Genomic DNA, 13,477 nt, shown 5'->3' on the forward strand with positions numbered 1-13,477 from the left:
GTGCCTGCATCGACCTTGTGCGTCGTTTCACGCATGGCACAGCGATTGCTAAATCCTCTTCCGTGGGCCTGGCAACAGGCCGTTCATCTCAGCCGGAAGAGGTCATGTTCCACACCGTTCTCATTGCCAATCGCGGCGAGATCGCCGTACGCATCATCCGTACTTTGTCCCGCATGGGCATCCGAAGCGTCGCTGTTTACTCAGAAGCGGATCGCGACAGTGCCCATGTCCGGTTGGCAGACGAAGCGGTGGCGATCGGCAAGGCGGCGCCTTCGGAAAGCTATCTGTGCGGAGACCGGATCATCGAGGCGGCGCTTCGCACCGGCGCCCAGGCCATTATTCCCGGCTACGGTTTTCTCTCCGAGAATGCGGATTTCGCTGAGGCATGCGAGGCGGCTGGGTTGAGCTTCGTCGGGCCGACCGCGCAGCAGATGCGCGACTTCGGTTTGAAGCATGCGGCGCGCGAGCTCGCGCACCGCGCAGGCGTGCCGCTCGCGCCGGGCTCCGGATTGCTGGCCGACCTGGAGGAAGCCCGGCAGTGGGCGGCGCGCATAGGTTATCCCGTGATGCTCAAGAGCACCGCGGGCGGCGGCGGCATAGGCTTGATGCGATGCCAGGACGAAGCGGAGCTGGTGGCCGCATTCGAGTCGGTGCAGCGGCTGGGCAAGAATTTTTTCAGCGACGCTGGCGTGTTCGTCGAGCGTTTCGTCGACCAGGCGCGCCACGTCGAAGTACAGATTTTCGGCGATGGCCGTGGCCGGGTCGCCGTGCTGGGGGAGCGCGATTGCTCCATCCAACGCCGGAACCAGAAGGTCATCGAAGAAACGCCTGCTCCGGGTCTGCCGGTCGCAACGCGCGAGCGGTTGCTGGAAGCGGCACGCCGCTTGGGGCAGTCCGTGAACTATCGCTCGGCGGGGACCGTGGAGTTCATCTACGACGCCGGGCGTGACGAATTCTATTTCCTCGAGGTCAATACCCGCCTGCAGGTCGAACATGGCATTACGGAAGCCGTGACGGGCGTGGACTTGGTCGAGTGGATGGTACGCACCGCTGCCGGCGAACCGCCCGATCTCGACCAGCCGTATCTCGCCGCGGGGGCGGCCATCGAAGTCCGGCTGTATGCGGAAGACCCGCTCAAGGGGTTTCAGCCCTCGCCGGGCGTACTGACGGAAGTGGCATTCCCCGCCGACGTACGGGTGGACGGCTGGGTCGATACCGGAACCGAGGTCTCGCCGCATTACGATCCGATGCTCGCCAAGCTCATCGTACACGGCAGCGATCGCGCGCAGGCCATTGCCCGGTTGCAGTCCGCGCTTTCGGCCACGCGGTTGGGCGGGATTTCAACCAATCTCGAATACCTGCGCCAAGTCGCGGCCAGCGCGGAGTTCCAGGACGGGCGCTTGTCCACGCGTTTCTTGGAAGGCTTCGTTTTTCCCGCGCCGACCATCGAGGTCCTGGAGCCGGGTACCTATACCACCGTGCAGGATTATCCAGGGCGCGTCGGCTATTGGGACATCGGCGTACCCCCTTCCGGGCCCATGGACGATTGGGCGTTCCGCCTGGCCAACCGCATCGTCGGCAACCACGCATCCGCGGCCGCGCTGGAGTGCACGGTCATCGGGCCGAGCATGAAGTTCCACAGCGCTACCGTTGTCGCGCTGACCGGGGCGCCGTCCGACGCCACGCTAGACGGCGTGCCGGTGCCGTTCTGGCAGCCGGTGCAGGTGGCCGCAGGCCAGGTGCTGAAGGTCGGCCGCGTCTCGAGCGGCTGCCGTACCTATGTCGCGGTTCGCAACGGCATCGACGTTCCCGATTATCTCGGCAGCAAGTCGACTTTTGCACTGGGGCAGTTTGGCGGACATGCCGGCCGGCCGCTGCGCAGTGCGGACATGCTCACCATCGCCAACCCGGCGCTGGCAGGCAGCACGACGCCGCCTCCCGTTGCCGAGCCAGCACCATTGCCTGCATCCCTGGTGCCGGCTTACGGAACGCGGTGGGAGATCGGTGTGCTCTACGGCCCGCACGGCGCGCCGGATTTCTTTACCGAGGAATCCATCGCCGGCTTTTTTGCGGCCGACTGGGAGGTGCACTACAACTCCAACCGGCTCGGCATTCGGCTGATCGGCCCCAAGCCCACGTGGACGCGCACGGACGGTGGCGAGGCCGGGCTGCACCCGTCCAATATCCATGATTGCGAATACGCCATCGGCAGCGTCAACTTTACGGGCGATATGCCGGTCATCCTCACCCGCGATGGGCCGAGCCTGGGCGGTTTCGTCTGTCCGGTCACGATCGTCAAGGGCGAATTGTGGAAGGTCGGCCAGGTCAAGCCGGGCGACAAAATTCGTTTCGTGCCGATCTCATTCGAGCAGGCGCTGGAGTTGGAGCGCACTCAGGATCGCATCGTCGAGACGCTGGAAGACCTGCCGTTGCCCCCGTTGACCGCGGTCCATGCGCCGCTCACGCCGGTGCGGGGTACGCCTGCGTCGCCAACCATCCTGGCGGAGGTCGCCGGCGATGGTGCCACGCCCAAGGCCGTCTATCGGCAGGCCGGCGACAAATACGTGTTGATCGAGTACGGGGAGAACGTGCTCGACTTGAACCTGCGCTTCCGTGTCCACGCGCTGATGGAGGCCTTGCGCGCCGATCCCATACCGGGCGTGCTGGAAATGTCTCCGGGCGTGCGTTCGCTGCAGATCCATTACGACAGCCGCATCATCCACCAGCGCGACTTGATCGAAGGCTTGCTCGCGCGCGAGGCCAGCCTGCCGGCCGTCGAGGACATGAAGGTGCGCAGCCGCATCGTGCATCTGCCGCTGGCATTCGAAGACAGCGCCACGCTGGACGCCGTGGCGCGCTATCGCCAGTCGGTACGGGACACGGCGCCGTGGCTGCCCAGCAATACCGAGTTCATCCGCCGCATCAACGGCCTGTCGTCGGTCGAGGAGGTGCGCGACATCGTCTACGCCGCCAGTTACATGGTGCTGGGCCTGGGCGACGTCTACCTGGGAGCACCCTGCGCCGTTCCCATCGATCCGCGCCATCGGCTGCTCACGTCCAAGTACAACCCCGCGCGCACGTATACGGCCGAGGGCACGGTCGGCATAGGCGGCGTCTACATGTGCATTTACGGCATGGACTCGCCGGGAGGCTATCAACTGGTCGGCAGGACGCTGCCGATCTGGAACAAGTTCCTGAAGAACAAAGTGTTCATCGACGGCCAGCCGTGGCTCTTGAAGTTCTTCGACCAGGTACGTTTCTACCCTGTCGATGAGCCCACGCTTGATCGCATGCGGGAGGATTTCCGCGCCGGCCGCACGTCGGTGGAGATCACCGAGGAACTGTTCGACCTGCGCGAGTACAACGCGTTCTTGAAGTCCATCGAACCCGAGCTGGCGGACTTCCGGGCGCGCCAGAAGCAGGCCTTCGAGGCCGAAGTCGCGCGCTGGCAGGCCGAGGATGAAGCCGCGCAGGCGGAAACGGCAGCCGCGGGGCCGCTCGAGGTCGAGCTGGCCGAGCCCGATGCCCACGTGGTGTCGGCAGACATCAGCGGCAACGTTTGGAAACTGCTGGCCGAGCCAGGCAGCGTCGTGAAGGCCGGCGATCCGTTGCTCATTCTCGAGGCCATGAAGATGGAGTTCCACATTTCGGCGCCTCGCGACGGCGTCGTGTCGACCTTTCACTGCAGGACGGGCATGTTGATCAACGCCGGGGATCCCCTGGTGTCGCTCAAGCCTGCCGCCTGATTTTTCAGCCACTGCACCACCCGAGGAAAGCAAATGAACAGACGCGAGGTTCTCAAACTGGGTTCGTTGGCAGGCGCCATGTCGCTGGCGGGCGTATCGATGCGTGCCTGGGCGCAGGACAAATCGCCCATCAAGGTCGGCATACTGCATTCCTTGTCTGGCACGATGGCGATCTCGGAAACGTCGCTCAAGGACGTGGCGCTGATGACCATCGACGAGATCAATCGGTCGGGCGGCGTGCTGGGGCGCAAGATCGCGCCCGTGGTGGTGGATCCTGCCTCGAACTGGCCTTTGTTCGCCGAGCGTGCGCGCCAGCTGCTGACGCAAGACAAGGTCGCGGCAGTCTTTGGCTGCTGGACCTCGGTCTCGCGCAAGTCGGTGCTGCCGGTGTTCGAGGAGCTCAACGGATTGCTTTTCTACCCGGTACAGTACGAAGGCGAGGAAATGTCCCGCAACGTCTTCTATACCGGAGCTGCACCCAACCAGCAGGCCATTCCCGCGGTGGAGTACCTGTTGAGCCAGGAAGGCGGTGGCGCCAAGCGCATCTTCCTGCTCGGCACCGACTACGTCTACCCGCGCACGACCAATCGCATCTTGCGTGCTTTCCTGTTGAGCAAGGGCATCAAGGAATCGGACATCGAAGAGGTGTACACGCCGTTCGGCCATAGCGATTACCAAACCATCGTTGCCAATATCAAGCGTTTCGCGCAGGGCGGCAAGACGGCGGTGGTGTCGACCATCAACGGCGATTCGAACGTGCCGTTCTATAAAGAGCTCGGCAACCAAGGCCTGAAGGCCTCTGACGTACCCGTGATCGCGTTCTCGGTTGGCGAAGAGGAGCTGCGGGGCATCGACACCAAGCCTTTGGTCGGGCATTTGGCGGCATGGAACTACTTCATGTCGGTGCGCAATCCCACCAATGACAAGTTCAAGAAGCAATGGGCCGAATGGGCCAAGTCACAGAAGCTTCCAGGCGCCGACAAGGCGGTGACCAATGATCCGATGGAAGCGACCTACGTCGGGCTGCACATGTGGAAGCAGGCCGTGGAGAAGGCGGGAAGCACCGATGTCGACAAAGTCCGCGCCGCGATGATCGGCCAGAAGTTCGATGCCCCGAGCGGCTTCACGCTGACGATGGACGGTAACCATCACCTGCACAAGCCTGTCATGATCGGCGAGGTCCGCGCGGACGGGCAGTTCAACGTCGTCTGGCGCACCAAGGGGCCCATCCGCGCACAGCCGTGGAGTCCGTATATCGAAGGCAACAAGGGCAAGCCGGATGTCGTGTCCCTGCACGAAGATCTCCGTGCGCGAGTTGCGTGAATGCGTATCCCGGCTCTCCGGTGGCTGGTGTGCGGCCTGTTGTGCTGGCACGCCGGCGCGGCTGCTCTGACGGCGGAAGACCTCCAGGCCCTGGCCGGGGACGACTACGCGTCCAAGGAGCAAGCGCTGGGCGCGTTGGCGACCGACCCGGATCCCCGCGCGGCTGCATTGCTGCAAGCCTTGTCTGATGGGGACGCGGCGGTCGATGCAGCCGGGCGCATCATCATCGGCTCGGGCGCGGCCAGCGCCGACGCGCTGGCCGGGATGCCGGTCTCCGAGGGGGAAGCGGCGGCCGCCGAGCCGATCATGCTGAACAACCGCTTGCGCAGTTTGGTCGAGCGGGGCATCGCGGCGCGCCGCCTGTTTGATCAGGACCTGGCCCAGCGCCGCGCGGCCGCCGAGGCGCTCTTGGCCAATCCCGATGCTCGATTCCGGCCCCTGGTCGAGCGGGCGCGGATGACCGAGGCTGATCCGGACATCAAGTCCCGGCTGGACGCCCTGTGGGCGATGTCTGCGCTGAATGATCCGGATCCCGAAGTGCAGCTGGCCGCCATCGACCTGGTCGTCGCCCGCCGGCAGCCCGAGCTGCGTGACCTCCTCCGGCCGTTGGCAGAGCCGTCCGGGGGGCACGAGACGGACGCCCGAGTCCGCGCCGCCGCGCGCGCGGGCATCGCGTCGCTGGACCGGTGGCAGTGGTGGGGAGACTTGGCGGCGACCCTGTTTTCCGGCCTGAGCCTGGGCAGCGTCTTGTTGTTGGCAGCGCTCGGCCTGGCCATTACGTATGGCCTGATCGGCGTGATCAACATGGCCCATGGGGAGTTCCTCATGCTCGGGGCCTATGCCACCTATGTCGTCCAGCAAGCCGTGCAGCGGTACGCGCCCGGATGGTTCGACTGGTACCCCTTGCTGTCGGTGCCTGCCGCGTTCGCCGTGGCGGCGCTGGCAGGGCTGCTGATCGAACGCCTCGTGCTGCGCCATTTGTACGGCCGCCCGCTAGAGACGCTGTTGACGACCTTCGGGCTGAGCCTGCTGATGATCCAGGCCGTGCGCATGATCTTCGGCGCGCAGAACGTGCAGGTAGCCAACCCGGGCTGGATGACCGGCGGGATCGCGATCTTGCCGGGCCTCATCCTCCCGTACAACCGCCTGATCATCCTTGCTTTCTCGCTTGCCGTCGTTGCACTTGCCTGGGCGGTGCTCAACCGTACCCGGCTCGGGCTATTCGTGCGTGCGGTGACGCAGAACCGCGACATGGCTGCCTGCGTGGGCGTCAAGACGCGCAAGGTCGACAGCTATGCATTTGGGTTCGGCGCGGGGGTTGCCGGCTTGGGGGGCTGTGCGCTCGCCCAGATTGGCAACGTCGGGCCGGACCTCGGGCAGGGATACATCATTGATTCGTTCATGGCCGTGGTCCTCGGTGGCGTGGGCCAACTCGCCGGAACGGTCGTCGGCGCGCTCGGCCTGGGCATGGCCAGCAAATTGATCGAGCCCTTCTGGGGCGCGGTCCTGGCCAAGATCGCAGTGCTGGTGTTGATCGTCCTGTTCATTCAAAAGCGTCCGCAGGGCATCTTTGCCTTGAAAGGGCGCAGCGCGGAGGCATGATGGCGTATCGGCAGGTTCTGGACGAAGCGGCGCCGCAGTGGCAGAAGGATCGCCGGGAGCGCGGCGCGCAGGCGGGTACCCTGCCCGCCGGGAGCGACGGGCCTGCGCGATTCGAGCTGGCGCTGCCGGAGCGGCCGGCCTTGCTCGGGCGCCGCGCCTGGATCTCCTTGGCCGTGCTGGTGGCGGCGGTGGGCGTGGGCGTGCCGCTTTGCGCGCTCGTGCTTCCGGCCGGGCATCCGCTGCATTTGTCGGCCTACGGCATGACGCTCGTGGGCAAGTTGATGTGCTATGCCATTGCTGCGCTGGCCCTCGATCTCGTCTGGGGCTACTGCGGCATCCTCAGCCTGGGGCACGGTTTGTTTTTCGCGCTGGGTGGCTATGCCATGGGCATGTACCTGATGCGCAGCATTGGCCGGGACGGCCACTACCAGAGCGACTTGCCAGACTTCATGGTTTTCCTGGACTGGAAAGAATTGCCCTGGTTCTGGCACGGCACCGAGCATTTCGCCTATGCCCTGTTGCTCGTGATCCTGGTGCCGGCTGCCGTGGCCTGGGTATTCGGATTTTTTGCCTTCCGTTCGCGCGTCAAGGGCGTTTACCTATCCATCATCACGCAAGCCATGACCTTTGCCGCGATGTTGCTCTTTTTCCGCAACGAGACAGGGTTCGGCGGCAACAATGGCTTTACCGACTTCAAGCGCATCCTGGGTTTCGGCATCACGCAGCCTGAGACGCGCACGGTATTGTTCCTGACGACCTTCGCGGCGTTGGTGCTGTCTTTCCTCGCGGCGCGCGCCGTGGTCACCTCCAAGCTGGGGCGCGTGGCGACGGGCATACGCGATGCGGAGTCGCGCCTCATGTTCCTGGGGTACAGCCCACTGGGCTATAAGCTTTTCATCTGGACTTTGTCGGCCGTACTGTGCGGCATCGCCGGGGCGTTGTACGTGCCGCAGGTCGGCATCATCAATCCGAGTGAGATGTCCCCGGTCAATTCCATCGAGATGGCAATCTGGGTTGCCGTGGGCGGCCGCGGCACGTTGTTCGGGCCCATCGTCGGCGCATTCGCGGTCAACGGCGCCAAGAGCGTATTTACGACGCATTTCGCCGAATATTGGCTGTTTTTCCTCGGCGCGATATTCGTGCTGGTGCCGCTATTCCTGCCGCGCGGCATCGTGGGGCTGCTTCGGCGTGGCCGGGCGGGGGATGCCGCATGAGCGCCCGGGCGACTGTCGACGACCTGCAGGCCGGCACGAATGCAAGCGGGTCGGTCACCGGCCTGGGGCATTTGGCGCGTGCCGGGGAGATCGACGTATCCCACGGGCCCATCCTCTACCTAGAGGCTGTTACCGTCATGTTCGACGGCTTCAAGGCCCTCGACGACTTGACGCTTTCGATAGACGAAGGGGAACTCCGCTGCGTGATCGGCCCCAATGGCGCCGGCAAGACCACCATGATGGACGTCGTCACGGGCAAGACCCGGCCCACTTGCGGCAAGGTCTTTCTCGGGCAGACCATGGATTTGTCGAAGATGGACGAGCCGTCGATTGCGCGGGCCGGGATCGGGCGCAAGTTTCAAAAGCCCACGGTGTTCAGCCAGCACCCGGTTTGGGAGAACCTCGAGCTGGCGATGAACACGCGCAAGGACTGGTGGGCGTCATTGCGTGCGCGGTTCGATCGCCAGGCGCAGCGGCAGGTCGAAGAGGTGCTGTGCATGCTGCACCTGGAGTCCGAGGCCTATCGCCTGGCGGGCGACCTCTCGCACGGGCAAAAGCAGCGCCTGGAGATCGGCATGCTGCTCATGCAACAACCGCGTCTATTGCTGCTCGACGAGCCCGTGGCGGGCATGACCGATCACGAGACCATGGAGCTGGCCGGACTGCTGGCGCGACTCAAGGACTCATGTTCCATCGTGGTGGTCGAACATGACATGGATTTCGTCGCGGCGCTGGCCGGCGAGACTGGCCGCGTGACCGTGATGGCCGAGGGCAGGGTACTGGCCGAGGGCACGCTGGCTTCCGTCCGCGCCGACGAAGCCGTCATCGAATCCTATCTCGGGAGATGACGCATGCTGGAAGTCTCGGGCCTCAATCAGTTCTACGGCGGCAGCCACATTCTCCGCAACGTCTCTTTCACCGCAGAGGCGGGGCGGCTGACGGTTCTCCTGGGGCGTAACGGCGTAGGCAAGACGACCCTGCTCAAGACGCTGATGGGCCTGGTGGCGCCGCGCAGCGGGCACATCCGCTGGCACGGGCATGCCGTGGAGGGATTGCCGCCTTACGCCAGAGTGGAGCGCGGGTTCGCCTACGTGCCGCAAGGACGCGAGATTTTTCCCCGCCTGACGGTGGAAGAAAATTTGCTGATCGGGGCGGCCAGCCGCAAGGCGTCGAGGCAGGTGCCGCAGCGGATTTACGATCTTTTCCCGGTGCTCGCCTCGATGAAGCGCCGGCGAGGGGGAGATTTGTCTGGCGGACAGCAGCAGCAATTGGCCATCGGACGCGCGTTGATGAGCGAGCCTTCGCTGCTCATCCTGGATGAACCCACGGAAGGCATCCAGCCGTCCATCATCAAGGATATCGGCCGTGCGCTGCGCAGCTTGGTGGATGAGGAAGGGCTGACCGTACTGCTAGTGGAGCAGTATTACGACTTCGCGGAAGAGCTCGCGGACCATTATTGGGTCATGCGTCGCGGCGAGATCATCGACGGCGGCGAGGCCGCCTTGATGTCCCAGCGCGACGTCAGGAGCATGATCGCGGTCTGACGCGGCGCGGGCGCCGAACGCCAAGCTTCCTGCGCCGCGTTCCCGTGTTCTTATCCGAGGCTTTGCACATAGCGGCGCCAGCCGCCGTATTCGGAGACGTCGCGAGCATCCGCCACGGCCCATGGCTCGCAGACGAACCCGTGGACGAGCGTGCCGTCCTCGAGGGCGACGCTGCCTATGCCCAGTGGCGAGGCAACCTGTTTCAGAAAGGCGCCCACGTGATGTAGCGGAAGGTTCCAGACTTCGACCACGATCGCCGCACCGCCCGGGCCGACGCGCACCAGGCCCGGCTTGGGGGGCGTGGTGCCAGGCAACGCATACAGGCGGTACTCGGGGGCGGTACGAGTTTCGCACAGCTTGCGCGCCCCGAGCTCGGTCAACTGCCAGTTCAGGGGCATGCCGCTCAGGTGGGCGCCGACCACTGCGATGGGCAGGGCGTCTTTCAGGGGGGGAGCGATCTCTCGCGGCGCAGGCAGGGGTGTTCCCAGCGCCCCCTGGGGCAGGCCCGTCGCGTGATGGAAGCGCTGGCCAAGCTGCGCCAGGCGCCAGTCGGATCCGGACGGTCCGATCAGCGTGATGCCGAACGGCAGGCCGTCGGGGCGCATCGCGGCCGGCACGGCGAGTGCCGCCCAGCGCAGCAGGTTGACGAAATTGGTGTAGCGGCCGAGCGTCCGGTTCAGGTCCACGGGATCGGCCAGCATGGCGGCGATCGTGGGCAGCGTGGGAGCAGTCGGGACGGCGAGCACGTCGATGTCGCGCCAGGTCGCCGCCAGCCGCTCGCGTGCTTCGTCCAGCCGGACTTGCATGGCCAGGACGTCGGCCGCACTGTACTTTCGGCCGCCGCCTATGATGGTGCGCACGGGTTCGATGACGGCCTCGGGGCGGGCATCGAAAAAGTCGCGGATCGCTTCATACCGCTCAGCCACCAGCGCGCTTTCGTACAGCCAGGAGGCGACTTCGGCAAGCGGCGCATCATCGATGGGCACGGCGGTGCCGCCCAGCGACTCGAGCCGGCGGCAAGCCGCCTCGTAGGCCTCGGCAGCCAACACGTCCCCGGCGAACTCGGGACGCATCGGCACGCCGAAGCAGAAATTCTCCGGCATCGCGCGCAGGTCTGGCGTGACCGCACCGGTGTCGGCCAGTACGTTGAGCACGTCTACGGCCTCGGCCACGGTGCGGGCAAAGATGCTGACGGTGTCGAAGCTGCGCGAGGCGGGAAACACCCCTTTGGCGCTGAGCAAGCCGATGGAGGGCTTCAGGCCCACGATATTGTTGAAGCCGGCCGGAACCCGACCCGAACCGGCGGTGTCCGTGCCTAGTGCCACGTCGGCCTCGCCGGTGGCCACGGCCCACGCCGAGCCGCTGCTCGAGCCGCCGCTGACGTATTCTGGGCGCAAGGCGTTGGGAACCGCCCCAAAAGGGGAGCGCGTGCCGTTGAGTCCGCACGCGAATTGGTCGAGGTTCGTCTTGCCGACGATGGATGCACCGGCATCGAGCAGTTTTTGCACCACGACGGCGCTCGTCGCGGGCGTATAGGCGAAGTCCGGGCAGGCACAGGTGGTGGGTACCCCGGCCACGTCGATATTGTCCTTGACGGCCACGCGGACGTTGGCGAGCGGCCCCGAGGCTTGGGTTGCGAGAGCGGGGGAGATACGGCGAATCCAGGCTGACATGGCAATCCCTGAGAGAAGACGACCCTGCTCAAGCAAAGGATGTACCACCGCCGCCCGGGCGGAGCCTGCGGAAGGGTGAGACGGGCACGGCGTTTAGCAGGGAAGGCCAGCGACGCGGCGCAGACCCTCCATGTCGACGATCTCGATCTCCTTGCGCCTGATGCGCAGCAGCTCCGCCTTGGTGAAGCGGGAAAACAGGCGGCTGACGGTTTCCAGCGTCAGGCCGAGGAAGTTGCCGATTTCCTGCCGGCTCATCCTCAGCACGAACACCGAGGATGAGTAGCCGCGGGCAGCCAGGCGCTCCGACAGGTTGAGCAGGAACAGGGCCAGGCGTTCCTCCGCCCGCATGGCGCCCAGCGACAGCAGCATCTGTTGGTCGCACTCGATTTCGCGGCTCATCAACCGGATGAGCTGGCGTTGCAACGAAGGCAGGCGATGGGCGACGGACGACAGGTCGCGCACCGGTATGACGCAGACTTCGCTATCTTCCAGGGCAACGGAGGTGGAGGCGTGCCGCGCGCCCGCCAATCCGTCCAAGCCGACGATTTCGCCGGCGAGGTGAAAGCCCGTGATTTGCTGGCGTCCGTCGGCGCGTTCCAGGAAGGTTTTCAACGTGCCGAAGCGGATGCCGTAGACGGCGTCCAAGGTGTCGCCGGTGTGGAAAAGCGCTTGCCCCTTCGGGATCCGGATGCGTTCCTGTACGAGCTCGTCCATCCGGCTCGCATCTTCGGGCTCCATGCCGATGGGCAGGCAGAATTGACCCAGTCCGCAGGTCGAACAACGGACAGCGTCGGCGGTGAGGGGGATGCGCTTGTTCATGGGAGGAATCTTTATAAGCGGGCTAGGCCCCGGGGAGGCGTTCGGCGTATTGCTGCCGCAGCATGTCGATGAAGACCCGTACGCGCAGCGGCAGGTGTTTTCGTTGTGGATAGACGGCATAAATGCCGTTGGGCGGGGCAGCGAAATCGTCGAGCACGGTGACGAGGCGGCCTTGCTTTAGATCGTCCGCGACTTCCCAGAGCGAACGCCACGCCAAACCCAGGCCTGCCAGCGTCCAGGCGTGAAGAACGGCGCCGTCGGTGCATTCTAGCGTGCCATAGACCCGTTGCGGCGTCACCTTCCCGTCGATCGTGAACAGCCAGCCGCGTGTCTGGCTGCCGCTGGCTCCCAGCGACAGGCAGTTGTGCCTGGCCAGGTCCGACGGATGCCGGGGCGTGCCATGGCGCCGCAGGTATGCGGGCGCGGCCACCACCATGCGGCGGTTGTCCGCCAGGCGCACGCTGACCAGGCTGGAGTCGGCTAGATCGCCGATGCGGATGGCACAGTCGTAGCCTTCGTTTACCAGGTCGGCCAGCCGGTCGTTCAGGTCCAGCGTCACTCGGATGCCCGGATGCGCTTCCAGCAGTTGGGGCAGGAGCGGGGCGACGTGGCGCCGCCCGAATCCGGCCGGGGCCGTGACGCGCAGATGCCCCTTGGGGGAGGCACCGCCAGCGGCGACGCCGTTCTCTGCGTTTTCCAGGGCCTGCAGGATTTGCTGGCACTCCTCGTAGAACTCTGCGCCTTCCGGGCTCAAGGAGATCTTGCGCGTGGTGCGTATCAGCAGCTTTACCCCGAGACGGGCTTCGAGCGCGTCGATGCGCCGCCCAATGACCGCTGGCGCGACGCCTTCGCTGCGGGCGGCCGCGGAGAGGCTGCCTCTCGCGACGGCCGAGACGAAGGATTCGATCTGCTTGAAGCGGTCCATGGGAGCAAACGGGTGCCCCCCGGCGCGCGGGGCGCCGCGGCGGTTCGCCGGGCGGGGGGCACAGTCATTTGTGCAAATTAGTAAATAATTTGCAGCTCATTCTAGCCGAATCCTAAACAACTCATGCGCCGTCCGGGCCGCGCAGGTCAGGACCGGCGGCCATGCCGCAAGACGTTGAGCAGGTGGTCGATGTCCAGGGGCTTGGTCAGGTGTATGGCGAAGCCCGCGTCGAGGCTGCGCCGCACGTCGGCCTCCATGCCGTACCCCGTCAGCGCGATCGCCATTTGGTCGGCAGCCGGCGCGTAGTGCCTGAGCACGTCGATGCCGTCGCCGTCAGGCAGGCCCATGTCGCTCACGAGCACGTCGTAGCGCTTGCATTCGATGCGGGCGCGGGCGGCGGCAACGTTCTCCGCGATGTCTATGTGGTACCCGTACTCGGCAAGCAGGAATTGCATGGCCTCGGCGGTGTCGACATTATCTTCCACCAGGAGGATGCTGGGCGGGCGCACCGCGGAAGGCGAGTCGGGGCGTTCTTCGGGTGCGGGCGGGTGCGGCACGCTGCCGGAGGGGTCGTCCAGGGTGAGGGTGAATGTCGAGCCCTTGCCCTGTCCTTCGCTGTGCACGCTCAGCG

The 13,477-nt window shown here is 65.4% G+C and carries 10 protein-coding genes; 6 read left to right on the forward strand and 4 right to left on the reverse strand.

Annotation, left to right across the window (positions count from 1 at the left end; genetic code table 11):
* Positions 1-104: 104 nt before the first annotated feature.
* Genes uca through urtE form a run of 6 tightly spaced genes read left to right on the forward strand, consistent with a single transcriptional unit; the run spans position 105 to position 9,429 of the window.
* On the forward strand, positions 105-3,746 hold the full coding sequence (uca, locus tag IRZ12_RS02980) for an urea carboxylase (RefSeq protein ID WP_296463947.1): 3,642 nt from the start codon (positions 105-107) through the stop codon (positions 3,744-3,746).
* A 33-nt stretch (positions 3,747-3,779) separates the two neighbouring features.
* Positions 3,780-5,069, forward strand: coding sequence for an urea ABC transporter substrate-binding protein (urtA, locus tag IRZ12_RS02985; protein ID WP_296463949.1), 1,290 nt, complete (start codon positions 3,780-3,782; stop codon positions 5,067-5,069).
* Positions 5,070-6,671: an urea ABC transporter permease subunit UrtB gene (gene urtB, locus IRZ12_RS02990; RefSeq protein ID WP_296463951.1), complete on the forward strand. Its 1,602-nt coding sequence runs from the start codon at positions 5,070-5,072 to the stop codon at positions 6,669-6,671.
* Entirely contained in the window at positions 6,668-7,885 is a 1,218-nt protein-coding gene (gene urtC, locus IRZ12_RS02995) for an urea ABC transporter permease subunit UrtC (RefSeq protein ID WP_367181574.1), read from the forward strand. Before urtB ends, urtC begins: the two co-directional genes overlap by 4 nt.
* Positions 7,882-8,733 (forward strand): urea ABC transporter ATP-binding protein UrtD, encoded by an 852-nt coding sequence (urtD, locus tag IRZ12_RS03000; protein ID WP_296463953.1) that lies wholly within the window; start codon positions 7,882-7,884, stop codon positions 8,731-8,733. Before urtC ends, urtD begins: the two co-directional genes overlap by 4 nt.
* Before the next feature lie 3 nt (positions 8,734-8,736).
* Complete coding sequence (urtE, locus tag IRZ12_RS03005) at positions 8,737-9,429, forward strand: urea ABC transporter ATP-binding subunit UrtE (RefSeq protein WP_296463956.1); 693 nt, start codon at positions 8,737-8,739, stop codon at positions 9,427-9,429.
* Positions 9,430-9,479: 50 nt separating this feature from the next.
* On the opposite strand, the gene atzF is transcribed toward urtE, so the two are convergent.
* The 4 genes from atzF to IRZ12_RS03025 all read right to left on the reverse strand — a co-directional run.
* Positions 9,480-11,102, reverse strand: a complete 1,623-nt coding sequence (gene atzF, locus IRZ12_RS03010; RefSeq protein ID WP_296463958.1) for an allophanate hydrolase — start codon at positions 11,100-11,102, stop codon at positions 9,480-9,482.
* A gap of 93 nt (positions 11,103-11,195) precedes the next feature.
* On the reverse strand, positions 11,196-11,921 hold the full coding sequence (gene fnr, locus IRZ12_RS03015) for a fumarate/nitrate reduction transcriptional regulator Fnr (RefSeq protein ID WP_296463960.1): 726 nt from the start codon (positions 11,919-11,921) through the stop codon (positions 11,196-11,198).
* Between the two features lie 22 nt (positions 11,922-11,943).
* Positions 11,944-12,846: a LysR family transcriptional regulator gene (locus tag IRZ12_RS03020; RefSeq protein ID WP_296463962.1), complete on the reverse strand. Its 903-nt coding sequence runs from the start codon at positions 12,844-12,846 to the stop codon at positions 11,944-11,946.
* A 146-nt stretch (positions 12,847-12,992) separates the two neighbouring features.
* Positions 12,993-13,477, reverse strand: a 485-nt coding sequence (locus IRZ12_RS03025) for a response regulator (RefSeq protein WP_296463964.1), incomplete at its 5' end; no start/stop codon positions are given.

The sequence above is a fragment of the Pigmentiphaga sp. genome, assembly GCF_019689535.1.
GTDB lineage: Bacteria > Pseudomonadota > Gammaproteobacteria > Burkholderiales > Burkholderiaceae_B > Pigmentiphaga.